A 13,737-nucleotide genomic window follows, 5' to 3' on the forward strand; every position below is an offset into this window, starting at 1 on the left:
CAACACGCTGATGATCAGCGGGTTGCGCAGGATACTCTTGAAGATGCTCCAGGGGTCGGACTTCATGCTCGGGCTGTACACCGCCAGCACCACCGATGACAGCGAGTTGTACAACAGAATCACCAGGCCGGCGAGGATTGCCCCCAGCGAGATGCCGTAATCGCCATACATACTCGCCGCCAGGGCCAGGCCAATGACCCCGTTATTGCCGCGAAAGCCGCCCTGGGTGTAGATGCCGCGATCCTCGCGCGGGCAGCGCCACAGGGCAAAGCCCCAGGCCAGGGCAAAACTGCCCAGCGTGGCGACCACGAAAAACACCAGCAACCCGGGTTTGACCGCCGCCGTCAGGTCAGCGTGATAAATCCCGAGAAACAGCAGCGCCGGCATACAGACGTTGAACACCAGCGACGACGCGGTGTGGATGAAGCCGTCGTTGATGGCCTTGATGCGCTTGAGCAGCACGCCCATGAACAGCATGGCGAACACCGGCGCCGTGATGTTCAGCGTCTGGATAAAAAGGGCGAGCATGCAGGGTGGTCCCGATGGCTGTCGTTAGGGGGCTAATGATACGTCAGCCGCCAGTTGATGAATCGCATTCTGACGTAAGAAAAAAGAATTGTTGACGTAGGAGACAGATTGGATATGATCCAAACAACTGTACATACATACAGTTGTTTACGGAAATCCATGACATCTCAAAGGAGTTGAATATGTCAGGTATGCAAACCGGACTGCACGCCCAAAAGGCGCTCGCCACCACCGTGGTCGCCGACCTCGATGCCCTGTTCAGTGTCGACGGTATCAAGATCCCCGGCCCCGATACCCGTATCGTGCTGGTGCTCGATGGTCACCACACGATCAAATACCACCGCCTTGGCCTGCCCGCCAAACCGCCAACCAGCGGCAAGCCGGTGCTGCGCTTCGAAGGTGGTGAACACACCGCCATCGGCGACAACACCCTGCTGCGCTTCAGCCAGGACAGCGCGCCGATCCCCGCCTGGAAAGTCGCCCTGCACCTGCCCAACGGCCTGACCCTCAGCTATGGCCAGATCGTTGCCCTGGGCGGCGACTTCTATGGTGTTCCCGAGCGGCCGATTGCCGATGGCGCCAATGCTGAAGAACGCGTCCAGCGCTTTGCCGCCGCCTTTGATTCGCTGGCCGTGCTTCCCGCCTCCCGGGAAGAAGCCGGCAAGATCCTGGCGGTCATGCAACGGGAAATCGCCGCGGCCAACCAGGCGATCAAAGACGGTCGCCAGCCCCACGAAGCCTACGATCAGTTGGGCGACACCCTCTCGGAAGAATGGAACAAGATCACCGGAGGTGGCAGCTTCGTCTCGCCGATGTTCCCACTTGGCCGCTACCTGAAACTGGCTGCGAGCAACTGGGACCACTTTGGCGAATGGGCGCTGCTGGCCTATATCGCCGGCCACACCGCCGCTCTGCGCCAGGCCGTGAAAGCACGGGCCAGCGGCGATGACGGGCAGCTGGAGCTGGCCTACGCGATGAACGCCTTCGCTGACCACTTCCTCACCGACCTGTTCTCGGCCGGCCATGTGCGGGTGCCGCGCAAGGCCATCAAGGACAACGTCACCCCGGCCGACCTCGGCTCGCTGATCTCGCGCTTCATGCACGATGAAGACAGCAAGTACGGCCTGGTGCTGCGCAACGCCCAGGGCGATACCTGGCGTGGCTATGGCGACAAGCGCTACTTCGACAGCATCGATGTGGCCAACCGCAAGCAGGTGGGCCTGGCGGTGCAGAAGTCTGCCGATGAGATCTTCCAGGCGTTCGACAGCGGTAATCTGCCCGCGCCGACAGCCTATGGCGCCCTGCGCATCGCCGCCGACCTGCAGGCCGCGGTAGAGGGGCAAGTGCCGGGCAACTTCGCGCCGCTGTTCGCCCTGCGCAACGGCAAACTGATGCGCCGCGCCGACGTCAACAACCTCAATGACCCGGCGCAGATCGACAACTGGTGGGGCTGGAGCACCTACCTGCTGCTCAAGGACTACACCCCGAACACACCCGCCGGCTACCTCCAGGCCCCTGCCGGTGCACCGAGCGTGCGCGCCGACGGCTGGCAGACCCAGGTACCGAGCCAGCCGAACTGGCTGCCCGGCCATGCGGTGCGGTATGCGGTCAGTGTGGTCAACGGCCTGAATGAATCGTACATCGGCCCGTGGAGCGACTATGCCGAACTGACCGAGCGCTTCCAGCCGACCTTGACGGTGCCGGTGGACACCTCCGGCAAGTCAGTTTCGCGCAACCTGTTTCGCCAGTTCCGCGGTGGCTCGCCGGAACTGATCGCCTCGCTGGATGCGAGCACCACGACCTACATCGATCAACACCCGTGATAAGGAAATCACTCATGAGCATTACCCTGAACATTGAGCTGGCGTCGGGCCAGTCACTCAAGGATGTCCCCCTGGAACTGCTGCGCGATGGCTTAGTGATCGGCCGGGCCAAGCTGGCCGAGACGGGCAAGGTGGTGTTTGACGCCGCGCCCGGGGCCGGGCAGCTGGCAGTGAGGGTGGATCGAACGATCCTCGGCGGCAAGTAGATTCATCGCGGGGCAAGCCCGCTCCCACAGATAAGGCGCTGCTCCTGGGGTTGGCGCAGGACCTGTAGGAGCGGGCTTGCCCCGCGATTTGCGCTCAGCGCCGCACCGGGCGCTTCTGCAGTTTGCGCTGCAAGGTCCGCCGGTGCATGCCCAGGGCCCGGGCCGTAGCGGAGATATTGCCTTCATGCTCGGTCAGCACGCGCTGGATGTGCTCCCACTGCAGGCGGTCGACCGACATCGGGTTTTCCGGCACCAGGCTGTCGAGGTCGGCATGCTCGGAGAGCAATGCGGCCAGCACATCGTCAGCATCGGCCGGCTTGCACAGGTAGTTGCAGGCACCGCGCTTGATCGCTTCAACCGCCGTGGCGATGCTCGAGTAACCGGTGAGGATCACCACGCGCATTTCCGGGTCCAGCTCCAGCAGCTTGGGCAGCAGTACCAAACCGGAATCGCCGTCCATCTTCAAGTCCAGCGTGGCGTAGTCCGGCACGTCGTCCTGGGCGATTTTCAGGCCCTCCTCGGCAGAACCTGCGGTGCTCACGCGAAAGCCGCGGCGACTCATGGCCCGGGCCATCACCCGGGTAAAGGTGGCGTCGTCGTCAACCAGCAACAGGTGCGGCAGCTCTTCGCCTTCAACCTGGATTTCATCACTCATCACACATCTCCTCGCGCGTCACGCGGCAGGCGCAGCTCGGTGAGCGTACCGCCTTCTTCATGACTATAGAGTTTTACCGAGCCGCCAGCACGGGTCACGCTGGCCTTGCTCAAGAACAGGCCCAGGCCGAAGCCTTTGCCCTTGGTGGTAAAGAAGGGTTTGCCGATCGATTCGGCAATCGCCGCCGGCACGCCGGGGCCATGGTCACGGATGCTGATCACCATGTCCTGGGCATCCCAATCCAGGCGTACTTCCAGATCATCCGGGCAGGCATCGGCGGCGTTGTTCAACAGGTTGAGCAGGGCCTGGGTCAGGTCCGGCGGCGGCGCCAGACGTGGCACGCTACCCTGGCCCAGGCGCTGGAAGCGGTAACTGGCTTCCGGGCGCATCAGGTGCCAGCGGTTGAGCGCCTCGTCGAGCCAGAAGGTCACTTCCTGGTTCTCGACGGCCAGGCGCCGGTTGGCTTCGGCGGCGCGCACCAGATTCTGCAGGGTTTCCTTGCACAGCTTGACCTGATCCTGCAGCACCGCCAGGTCTTCCTGCAGCAGCGGGTCGCTGTGGTCCTGGCGCATTTCCTTGATCAACACGCTCATGGTCGCCAAAGGCGTGCCCAGTTCATGGGCGGCGCCCGCCGCCTGGGTAGCCACGGCCAGCAGTTGCTGGTCACGCAGCCCCTCCTCCCGGCGCTCGGCGCGCAGTTGTTCCTGGCGGCGCAGCTCTTCGGCCATCTTCGCGGCGAAGAAGGTAATCACCGCGGCGGCCAGGGCGATACTCAGCCACATGCCGTAGACCTGCATCTTCTCCCGGGCCATGGGGAAGGTTTCCAGCGGGTAGAACTGCACCAGCAGCAGGCTGTAGGCCGCCAGGGCGATACCGGAAAGGATCAGCGAATAGACCCAGGGCAAGGTCACCGCGGCGATGGCCAGTGGCACCAGATAGTAGGACACGAAGGGGTTGGTCGACCCCCCCGAGTAATACAGCAAGGCACTGTGGATCAGCAGGTCACAGGCCAGCTGGAAGGCATACTCCAGCTCGGTGACCGGCAGCGTAAGACGCAAGCGCAAGGCCGTGAAGGCGCACAGCAGCATCGACAGGCCAAGGGTGATGACCAGCGACAGCCACGGCAGCGGCAGCAGTTCGGTCCAGTAGGCGACACCGACCGAGCCGGCCTGGGCGGCAAGCACCAGGATGCGGATGAAGGTCAGGCGCCAGAGGTTCTGACGGGTTGCAGACAACATTTGTACGGGGGCGAGCATGAGCTCTCCTGATGAGTGCTCCAGGCGAATCGTCGCGAGTATACCGAAGCTGTGGCCTGGTCTGCAGTGATGCGGCAAAGCGCCACACTTTTTTACACAACAATGATGGCCATTTTGAACCTCACTACACTGTTGCCAGTCTTATGGGCCTGCGCACACTGCTTCTGTTCAGTGTTCGCGCCTCAATTTCAAGGAGTCATACATGTCTATCACCCGCAGCAGCGCCGCCCTGGTCATGGCCACCAGCTTGCTTGCCAGCCTTCCGGCCCTGGCTGAAGAAGCCCCTCGCTACAACCAGATTTCGCTGCGCGCCGAAGTCAGTAAGGAAGTGGCCCGCGACCTGATGGTCGTGACCCTGTACAGCGAAGCGCAGAATACCGACCCGGGCAAGCTTGCCACGCAAATCACCGAAACCATGAACAAGGCGGTGAAACAGGCCCGCGAAGTCAAGGACGTGAAGATCAGCCAGGGCAGCCGCAACAGCTATCCGATCTACGACAACAAGGGCCAGAGGATCACCGGCTGGCGTGAGCGCGCCGAACTGCGCCTGGAAAGCGCCAACTTCCCGGCCCTGTCGCAACTCACCGGTACCCTGTTGCAGGACCTGAAAATGGGCGGCATGGACTTCTCCATCGCCCCGGCCACGCGCAAGACCAGCGAAGACGAGTTGCTCAAGGATGCCGTCAGCGCCTTCAAGGCCCGCGCCCAACTGGCCACCGAAGCGCTGGGCGGCAAAGGCTACAAAGTGGTCAACCTCAACCTCAACAGCAGCGGCTACCCGCATCCTTATGCCCGTAGCGCGCCGATGATGATGAAAGCCGGCATGGCCGAAGACGCTGCTGCCGTTCCAGAAATCGAGGCGGGCACCAGCCAGGTGACCCTCAGCGCCGACGGCACCATCGAAGTCCAGATGCCGTAAACAACGTTACTTTTCTGCTGTTTCGCGGCAGCTTCGGCTGCCGCGAACCCTGTTACTCGTAGCACCTCACGCCCCAATTTAGTGCAAAGACTGACTCGATATAGAGACAACGTCTTCGAAATACATTGAAACACCCCCTCGCAAACGATCAACTCCATAAAAAATTATACGGATGCGACATTCTTGTACGTTCGTCCCACTGTTTTCCGTCACACATCCCTTTGAGTGTTGCATTGGGTATGGGGCCTGCATAAGTATCCGCAGGTCGGCTCACAAGGCCCCCTCAAATCAAAAATGACAACAATGAGGCCACCATGCTCAAACACGCGGTCATTCCGTTTCTGGTCGGCGCAGGCTTGCTTGCCGGCGCCCCCTCTGCCCTTGCGGCGACTAACCTGGTGTTTTGCTCCGAAGGCAGCCCTGCGGGCTTCGACCCTGGCCAATACACCACCGGAACCGACTTCGATGCCTCAGCCGAGACAGTCTTCAACCGTCTGAGCCAGTTCGAGCGTGGCGGCACTGCGGTCATCCCGGGCCTGGCAACTCGCTGGGACATTTCCGAGGATGGCCTGACCTATACCTTCCACCTGCGTGAAGGGGTCAAGTTCCATACCACCGATTTCTTCAAGCCGACCCGCGAATTCAACGCCGACGACGTGTTGTTCACCTTCAATCGGATGCTCGACAAGGACATGCCGTTCCGCAAGGCATACCCCACCGAGTTCCCGTACTTCACCGACATGGGCATGGACAAGAACATCGCCAAGGTCGAAAAGCTCGACGATCACACGGTCAAGTTCACCCTCAATGGCGTCGACGCCGCCTTCATCCAGAACCTGGCCATGAGCTTCGCCTCGATCCAGTCCGCCGAATACGCCGACCAGTTGCTCAAGCAGGGCAAGCCCGCCGACATCAACCAGAAGCCGATCGGCACCGGCCCGTTCGTGTTCAGCAAGTACCAGAAAGACGCGCAGATCCGCTTCAAGGGCAACAAGGACTACTGGAAGCCTGACGATGTGAAGATCGACAACCTGATCTTCGCCATCACCACCGATGCCTCGGTGCGCATGCAGAAGCTCAAGAAGAACGAGTGCCAGGTCACCCTGTTCCCGCGCCCGGCCGATATCGAGCCGCTGAAGAACGACCCCAACCTGAAGATGCCTGACCAGGCCGGCTTCAACCTCGGCTACATCGCCTACAACGTGATGGACAAGATCAAGGGCAGCAACCAGCCCAACCCGATGGCCCAGCTCAAGGTCCGCGAAGCGCTGGACATGGCGGTGAACAAGCAGCAGATCATCGACTCGGTGTACCAGGGCGCCGGCCAGCTGGCGGTCAACGCCATGCCGCCGACCCAGTGGTCCTATGACACCACCATCAAGGACGCCAAGTACGATCCGGAAAAAGCCAGGCAACTGCTCAAGGAAGCCGGCATCAAGGAAGGCACCGAGATCAACCTCTGGGCCATGCCGGTGCAACGTCCGTACAACCCCAATGCCAAGCTGATGGCCGAGATGCTGCAGTCGGACTGGGCCAAGGTCGGCATCAAGGCCAAGATTGTCAGCTACGAGTGGGGTGAGTACATCAAGCGCTCCAAAGGCGGCGAAAACGGCGCCATGCTGATTGGCTGGAGCGGCGATAACGGTGACCCGGACAACTGGCTGGGCACCCTGTTCGGTTGTGATGCCCTGGAAGGCAACAACTTCTCCAAATGGTGCTACAAGCCGTACGACGACCTGGTCAAGCAAGCCAAGGCCACCTCCGACCAGGCCAAGCGCACCGAGTTGTACAAGCAAGCGCAACACATCCTCAAAGAACAGGTTCCGATGACACCCATCGCTCACTCGACGGTGTATCAACCTATGCGTTCAACCGTACAGGACTTCAAGATCAGCCCCTTTGGCTTGAACTCCTTCTATGGGGTCAGCGTGACCAAGTAGCAGCCAAACGGATCGGCCCCGCGACGCCACACGGCACCCGGGGCCGCAACCTGATGGCCTGGCAGGTCAACCGCTAGCGCATCGACAAGGAAACGTCGCCCGCTCTATCGGATACCTCCTACACACCTCTGCGCAATCGCACCTATCTGCAACGCCCTGATGGACCTACCGTCAAGGGTGCAGCGTAGTCGGCGCGATTCGTACAGCTGTGCGCCATGGACCACGTGAAAAACAACAAGAGAGAAGGGATTGTCATGCGCCACACTCCGATTTATGCGGCATTGCTGGGCCTTGGCCTGCTCGCCCAGGCCCCTACCAGCCTGGCCAACAACCTGGTGTTCTGCTCCGAAGGCAGCCCGGGCGGTTTTGACACGGCGCAGTACACCAGCGCCACCGACAACGACGCCGCCGAACCGATCTACAACCGCCTGGTGGAATTCGAACGCGGTGCGACGGCCGTGAAGCCAGCCCTGGCGAAAAGCTGGGAGGTTTCCGACGACGGCCTGACCTACACCTTCCACCTGCGCGAAGGGGTCAAGTTCCACAGCAACAAGGCTTTCACTCCCAGCCGCGACTTCAACGCCGACGACGTGCTGTTCACCTTCAACCGGATGCTCGACCGCAACCACCCGTTCCGCAAGGCCTACCCCACCGAGTTTCCCTACTTCGTCAGCATGAGCCTGGACAAGAACATCGCGCGGATCGAGACGACCGACCCGATGACCGTGGTCTTTACCCTCAACAGCGTCGATGCCGCTTTTGTGCAAAACCTGGCGATGAACTTTGCCTCTGTACTCTCGGCCGAATATGCCGAGCAGTTGATGACGTCGGGGCGCCCCAGCGACATCAACCAGAAGCCGATCGGCACCGGCCCGTTCGTGTTCCAGCGTTATCAGAAGGACTCGCAGATCCGCTACCGCGGCAACAAGGACTACTGGGACCCGAGCCAGGTGAAGATCGACCAGTTGATCTTCTCGATCAACACCGACCCGTCGGTGCGCATCCAGAAGCTGCGCAAGAATGAATGCCAGGTCACCCTGCACCCGCGCCCCGCCGATCTCAACGCCCTGAAGAGCGACCCGAAGCTGCAGGTCATCGAAAAGCCCGGTTTCAACCTCGGCTACATCGCCTACAACGTGCGGCACAAACCCTTCGACCAGCTCGAGGTGCGCCAGGCCATGGACATGGCGATCAACAAATCGGCCATCGTCAAAGCGGTGTACCAGGAGGCTGGGCAGCTGGCGGTGGGCAGCATGCCGCCGACCCAGTGGTCCTACGACGACAGCATCAAGGATGCCGATTACAACCCGGACAAGGCCCGCGAATTGCTCAAGGCCGCCGGGGTCAAGGAAGGCACTGAAATCACCCTCTGGGCCATGCCTGTGCAACGCCCGTACAACCCCAATGCCAAGCTGATGGCCGAAATGCTCCAGGCCGACTGGGGCAAGGTCGGTCTGAAAGTGAAGATCGTCAGCTACGAATGGGGCGAATACCTCAAGCGCACCAAGGACGGTGAACACGACATCTCGCTGATCGGCTGGACCGGCGACAACGGTGACCCGGACAACTGGCTGGGCACCCTGTACAGCTGCGACGCGATTGGCAGCAACAACTACTCCATGTGGTGCGACCCGCAGTACGACGCCCTGGTCAAGAAAGCCAAGACCATCACCGACCGCGAGCAACGCACCGTGCTCTACAAACAGGCGCAGCAGCGCCTCAAGCAACAGTTGCCCATCACCCCGATCGCCCACTCGACGGTCAACCAGCCGCTCAGTGCCAAGGTCGTGGATTTCAAGGTAAGTCCTTTCGGGCGCAACAACTTTTCAGGCGTCAGTACCGAATAAAAACCGACTTCTCCCTCGGGGGTGCGCATCGCCCTCGCAGGAGAGCTCAGCCTGAAGATGCTCGATTGCCCTACAGCAAACGTTTGCAACCCTTGTTCCATCCGGCAAGACGCCCAGCTCAAAAAGCCAGGCGATCACTAAAAAAAGAAAAGAAAAGGGAGCTTTACCTTGAAACGAACCAAAACCGCAGTACTGGCATTGTCCCTCAGTGGCCTGTCAGCCGTGGCCCAGGCCGAACCCGCCAGCCAGGACTTCGTCCCGGTCAGCGTCAAATCCACCAGCGCCCAGAGCGAAGCCAAGGGTTTCATCGAAGGGCAGAGCCTGTCCGGTTCGACCCGCAACTGGTACGCCCGCGAACGCGCCACCCGCGCGCCGATGTGGAAGTACTACAAGAGCGATGGTACCCGCCACGACACCCACAGCCGGGACAACTGGGTCCAGGGCACCATCCTCAACTACACCTCGGGCTTTACCGAAGGTACTGTTGGTTTCAGCACCGAAGTCGCCGCCTACAACGCCATTGCCCTGCAGCGCGGCCGTGCCGCAGTGGCCGGGCCGAACAACCGGACCCTGACCCACAGCGATGGCGACGTCATCGGCCAGTGGAGCAAGATGGGCCTGGCCAACGTCAAGGCGCGGGTTTCCAACACCACCCTGACCGCCGGCCGCCAGTCGATGGACACCCCGGTACTGGCGTTCATTGGCAACCGTGCCTTACCGTCGAGCTTCGAGGGTGTGAGCATCCACAGCGAAGAGTTCGACAACCTGTCCTTTGATTTCGGTACCTTCGACCGGCTCTCGACCCGGACCGAACAGGGCACCAGCAAGTTCGTTGCCGAGTATGGTGATCGCGCCTTTGAAGCCGATCACGTCAACATCGCCGGCGTCAGCTACCAGCCACTGAAGAGCCTGAAGACCAGCTTCTACGTGTCCAACGTCGAAGACCTGTGGAACCAGTACTACTTCGGCGCCAGCCATGAGCTGGGCGACAGCGCGGTGCTGAGCCTGACCACTGGCCTGAACTACTACAAGACCAAGGACGAAGGCAAAAGCAAGCTCGGCGACATTGATAACGACACCTACAGTCTGTCGTTCGGCCTGACCCACCAGGCTCACAACCTGACCTTCTCCTACCAGCAGGTCAACGGCAACGAATACTTCGACTACCTGCACGACACCAACGCGATCTTCCTGGCCAACTCCCTGCTCTCGGACTTCAACGGCCCGAACGAGAAGTCGATGCAGATTGCCTATGTATTGAACATGGCCCAATACGGCGTGCCGGGGCTCAAGTTCAACCTGTACAACGCCCGTGGCTGGGGCATCGACGGTACCCACTACAAGGGCACCGGTTACGACGTCCGCGGCCTGGACGACGAGAACCACTACGAGTGGGGCATCGGCACCACCTACGCGGTGCAGAGCGGCACCCTGAAGGACACCACCATCCGCGCGACCTATACCGCCCACCGGGCCAGCAAGGCCCAGGCCGACGGTAGCCTGGACGAGCTGCGGATTGTCACCACCATTCCTTTCAACTTCCTCTAGAACGCGGTTTCCCGGTCGGTTCGCCGAACCGGCCGGGACGGCTACTCTGGTTAATCGATTGCAGGAGGTTTCATGAAACTGTTACCACTACAGGCTGCCCTGGCAGCCGTCCTGTTGAGTACTGCGGCGGGCCTCTCGGCCAAGCCGCTGGTGGTATGTACCGAGGCCAGCCCGGAAGGCTTCGATATCGTCCAGTACACCACTGCCGTGACCGCCGATGCCTCGGCCGAGGCCATCTTCAACCGCCTGGTCGACTTCAAGCCAGGCACCACCGATATCCAGCCAGCCCTGGCCGAACGCTGGGACATCAGCGCAGACGGCCTGACCTACACCTTCCACCTGCGCGAAGGGGTCAAGTTCCACACCACGGATTACTTCAAACCCACTCGCGATATGAATGCGGACGACGTGCTGTGGAGTTTCCGACGACAGCTGGACCCGAATCACCCGTGGCACAACAAGACCAGCATCGGTTTCCCTTATTTCGAGAGCATGGGTTTCAAGGACCTGCTCAAAAGCGTCGAGAAGACCGACGATCACACCGTGGTCTTCACCCTCAATCGCCCCGAAGCGCCTTTCCTGCGTGACCTGGCCATGGCCTTCACCTCGATCTACTCCGCCGAATACGGCGACCAGTTACTCAAGGCCGACAAGACCGCCGAGCTCAACAGCAAGCCGATCGGCACCGGCCCGTTCATCTTCCAGCGCTACAACAAAGACGCTCAGGTCCGCTACAAGGCCAACCCGGAATACTTTCGCGGCAAGCCACCAGCCGATGCCCTGATCTTCGCCATCGCCAACGACAACAACGTGCGCCTGCAAAAGCTCAGGGCCAACGAGTGCCAGGTGGCGCTGTATCCCAAGCCCGACGACATCCCCAGCATCAAGGCCGACCCCAAATTGAAAGTGGCCGAGATGGAAGCGCTGACCACCGGCTACATCTCGCTCAACACCGAACACAAGTACCTGAGCGATGTGCGCGTGCGCAAAGCCATCAACATCGCTTTCGACCGCCAGACCCACGTCGACCAATTGTTTGGCAAAGGCAACGCGCTGGTCGCGGTCAACCCTTACCCTCCGACCCTGATTGGCTACAACACCGACAATCAGAACCCGCCCCGCGATCTCGACAAAGCCCGTGCCCTGCTCAAGGAAGCCGGCGTGCCGGAGGGCGCGGTGCTGACCCTGTTCACCCGCAACGGCGGCGGCCCGACCAACCCCAACCCGCGCCTGAGTGCCGAAATGCTCCAGGCGGACCTGGCCAAGATCGGCCTGAAAGTCGATATTCGGGTGATGGAATGGGCCGAAATGCTGCGCCGTGCCAAGAAGGGCGAAGCGGACATGGTCTCCGCAGGCTGGGCCGGTGACAACGGCGATCCGGACAACTTCCTCAGCCCGCTGCTTAGCTGCGACGCGGTGAAAAGTGGCGAGAACTATGCCCGCTGGTGCAATCAAACCTTCCAGCAGTTGATCACCAAGGCCCGTGAAGTCACCGACACCAATGAGCGCGCAGCGCTCTATGTAAAGGCTCTGGCGGTGTACGATGAAGATCAACCGTGGATCAGCATGGCGCATCCGAAGATGTTCACCGCCATGCGCGACAACGTTGAGGGGTACCACATCAACCCCCTCACCAATAACAACTTCGCCACTACCCAGGTGAAGTAGAACAAGAACGACCGCCGACACCCTACCCGGGTGTCGGCGGGCATGCCTGACCGGCTGATGAGGTACTCCAGAAGATGTTTAGTTTTATTGCCCGGCGCCTGGGATTGCTGATCCCGACCTTCTTCGGCATCACCTTGCTGACGTTTGCGCTCATACGGCTGATACCCGGCGATCCGGTTGAAGTCATGATGGGTGAACGGCGGGTCGACCCGGAAATGCACGCCCAGGCCATGGAGCGCCTGGGGCTGAACAAACCGCTTCCCGAACAGTACCTGGACTACGTCAGCAAGCTTGCCCAGGGTGACCTTGGCGAATCGCTGCGTACCCGTGAAAGTGTCTGGACCGAGTTCCTCGCCCTGTTCCCGGCGACCCTCGAGCTGGCCATGGCGGCGCTGTTTTTCGCCGGGGTGATCGGCCTGCTGGCCGGGGTGATCGCCGCGCTCAAGCGCGGTTCGCTGTTCGATCACGGGGTCATGGGGATCTCGCTGGCCGGCTACTCGATGCCGATCTTCTGGTGGGGCCTGATCCTGATCATGTTCTTCTCCGTAAGCCTGGGCTGGACCCCGGTTTCCGGGCGCATCGTCCTGCTTTACGACATCGAGCCGAAAACCGGCTTCATGCTCATCGACACCTTGCTCAGCGACGAGGAAGGCGCCTTCAAGGACGCGCTGATGCACCTGATTCTGCCGGCCATTGTCCTGGGCACCATTCCGCTGGCAGTGATCGCCCGGATGACCCGCTCCTCCATGCTCGAAGTGCTGCGCGAAGACTACATCCGTACGGCCCGCGCCAAGGGCCTGTCACCGGCCCGCGTGGTGTTCGTGCACGGCCTGCGCAACGCGCTGATCCCGGTGCTGACGGTGTTCGGCCTGCAGGTCGGCACCCTGCTGGCCGGTGCGGTACTGACCGAAACCATCTTTTCCTGGCCGGGCATCGGCAAGTGGCTGATCGAAGCCATCGGCGCCCGTGATTACCCCGTGGTACAGAACGGCATCCTGTTGATTGCCTGCCTGGTGATCCTGGTCAACTTCGTCGTGGACATTCTCTACGGCCTGGCCAACCCACGCATCCGTCATCAGCGCTGAGGGCCTCGTCATGACTACCCCACTTCCGAAATCTGTCACCACCCCGGCCACCGCTGTCGACCAGAGCCTGCTCTACCCTTCGCCGTACAAGGAGTTCTGGCAAGCCTTCTCGCGCAACAAGGGTGCGGTCGCCGGGCTGATGTTCATGAGCCTGATCGTGTTCTGCGCGCTATTCGCACCCTGGGTGGCGCCGCACAACCCCAGCGAGCAGTACCGTGACTTCCTGCTGACCCCGCCGGTGTGGCTCCCAGGGGGGAACTGG

The 13,737-nt window shown here is 61.2% G+C and carries 11 protein-coding genes and 1 pseudogene; 9 read left to right on the forward strand and 3 right to left on the reverse strand.

Annotated features, from left to right (window positions below):
* Positions 1 to 528: AEC family transporter (locus UW3_RS29640; RefSeq protein ID WP_010223412.1), on the reverse strand; the 528-nt coding region annotated here is incomplete at its 3' end.
* 182 nt (positions 529 to 710) lie between these two features.
* Between UW3_RS29640 and UW3_RS0115455 the strand changes: the two genes are divergently transcribed.
* Together UW3_RS0115455 and UW3_RS0115460 are read left to right on the forward strand one after the other, a co-directional pair.
* Positions 711 to 2,351: a hypothetical protein gene (locus UW3_RS0115455; protein WP_010223413.1), complete on the forward strand. Its 1,641-nt coding sequence runs from the start codon at positions 711 to 713 to the stop codon at positions 2,349 to 2,351.
* Between the two features lie 14 nt (positions 2,352 to 2,365).
* Positions 2,366 to 2,557, forward strand: a complete 192-nt coding sequence (locus UW3_RS0115460) for a hypothetical protein (RefSeq protein WP_010223414.1) — start codon at positions 2,366 to 2,368, stop codon at positions 2,555 to 2,557.
* A 94-nt stretch (positions 2,558 to 2,651) separates the two neighbouring features.
* Here the strand turns inward: UW3_RS0115460 and UW3_RS0115465 are convergent, their stop codons facing one another.
* Both UW3_RS0115465 and UW3_RS0115470 read right to left on the reverse strand, forming a co-directional pair.
* A complete protein-coding gene (locus UW3_RS0115465) occupies positions 2,652 to 3,212 on the reverse strand; it encodes a response regulator transcription factor (protein ID WP_010223415.1) in 561 nt (186 codons plus the stop codon).
* On the reverse strand, positions 3,212 to 4,468 hold the full coding sequence (locus UW3_RS0115470; RefSeq protein ID WP_010223416.1) for an ATP-binding protein: 1,257 nt from the start codon (positions 4,466 to 4,468) through the stop codon (positions 3,212 to 3,214). Before UW3_RS0115470 ends, UW3_RS0115465 begins: the two co-directional genes overlap by 1 nt.
* 202 nt (positions 4,469 to 4,670) lie before the next feature.
* On the opposite strand from UW3_RS0115470, the gene UW3_RS0115475 reads away from it, so the two are divergent.
* The 7 genes and pseudogenes from UW3_RS0115475 to UW3_RS29645 all read left to right on the forward strand — a co-directional run.
* Positions 4,671 to 5,387: an SIMPL domain-containing protein gene (locus tag UW3_RS0115475; RefSeq protein WP_010223417.1), complete on the forward strand. Its 717-nt coding sequence runs from the start codon at positions 4,671 to 4,673 to the stop codon at positions 5,385 to 5,387.
* 314 nt (positions 5,388 to 5,701) lie between these two features.
* Complete coding sequence (locus tag UW3_RS0115480) at positions 5,702 to 7,327, forward strand: ABC transporter substrate-binding protein (protein WP_010223418.1); 1,626 nt, start codon at positions 5,702 to 5,704, stop codon at positions 7,325 to 7,327.
* A gap of 254 nt (positions 7,328 to 7,581) precedes the next feature.
* The gene (locus UW3_RS0115485) at positions 7,582 to 9,174 is read left to right on the forward strand and encodes an ABC transporter substrate-binding protein (RefSeq protein ID WP_010223419.1); all 1,593 of its coding nucleotides are present in this window, start codon (positions 7,582 to 7,584) and stop codon (positions 9,172 to 9,174) included.
* A gap of 168 nt (positions 9,175 to 9,342) precedes the next feature.
* Complete coding sequence (locus UW3_RS0115490) at positions 9,343 to 10,722, forward strand: OprD family porin (RefSeq protein ID WP_010223420.1); 1,380 nt, start codon at positions 9,343 to 9,345, stop codon at positions 10,720 to 10,722.
* Between the two features lie 72 nt (positions 10,723 to 10,794).
* On the forward strand, positions 10,795 to 12,390 hold the full coding sequence (locus tag UW3_RS0115495; RefSeq protein ID WP_010223421.1) for an ABC transporter substrate-binding protein: 1,596 nt from the start codon (positions 10,795 to 10,797) through the stop codon (positions 12,388 to 12,390).
* Positions 12,391 to 12,464: 74 nt separating this feature from the next.
* Positions 12,465 to 13,475 (forward strand): ABC transporter permease subunit, encoded by a 1,011-nt coding sequence (locus UW3_RS0115500; RefSeq protein ID WP_010223422.1) that lies wholly within the window; start codon positions 12,465 to 12,467, stop codon positions 13,473 to 13,475.
* A gap of 10 nt (positions 13,476 to 13,485) precedes the next feature.
* Positions 13,486 to 13,737: pseudogene (locus UW3_RS29645) on the forward strand (dipeptide ABC transporter permease DppC); the annotation flags it as partial.

This window comes from Pseudomonas donghuensis, from assembly GCF_000259195.1.
Classification (GTDB): Bacteria; Pseudomonadota; Gammaproteobacteria; order Pseudomonadales; family Pseudomonadaceae; genus Aquipseudomonas; species Aquipseudomonas donghuensis.

What these genes read in the sequence shown, in the direction of transcription:
- UW3_RS0115455 (WP_010223413.1), top strand. Translation starts at nt 711, where the DNA reads ATGTCAGGTATGCAAACCGGACTGCACGCCCAAAAGGCGCTCGCCACC.
- UW3_RS0115475 (WP_010223417.1), top strand. Translation starts at nt 4,671, where the DNA reads ATGTCTATCACCCGCAGCAGCGCCGCCCTGGTCATGGCCACCAGCTTG.
- UW3_RS0115500 (WP_010223422.1), top strand. Translation starts at nt 12,465, where the DNA reads ATGTTTAGTTTTATTGCCCGGCGCCTGGGATTGCTGATCCCGACCTTC.
- UW3_RS0115485 (WP_010223419.1), top strand. Translation starts at nt 7,582, where the DNA reads ATGCGCCACACTCCGATTTATGCGGCATTGCTGGGCCTTGGCCTGCTC.
- UW3_RS0115465 (WP_010223415.1), bottom strand. Translation starts at nt 3,212, where the DNA reads ATGAGTGATGAAATCCAGGTTGAAGGCGAAGAGCTGCCGCACCTGTTG.
- UW3_RS0115495 (WP_010223421.1), top strand. Translation starts at nt 10,795, where the DNA reads ATGAAACTGTTACCACTACAGGCTGCCCTGGCAGCCGTCCTGTTGAGT.
- UW3_RS0115460 (WP_010223414.1), top strand. Translation starts at nt 2,366, where the DNA reads ATGAGCATTACCCTGAACATTGAGCTGGCGTCGGGCCAGTCACTCAAG.
- UW3_RS0115480 (WP_010223418.1), top strand. Translation starts at nt 5,702, where the DNA reads ATGCTCAAACACGCGGTCATTCCGTTTCTGGTCGGCGCAGGCTTGCTT.
- UW3_RS0115470 (WP_010223416.1), bottom strand. Translation starts at nt 4,468, where the DNA reads ATGCTCGCCCCCGTACAAATGTTGTCTGCAACCCGTCAGAACCTCTGG.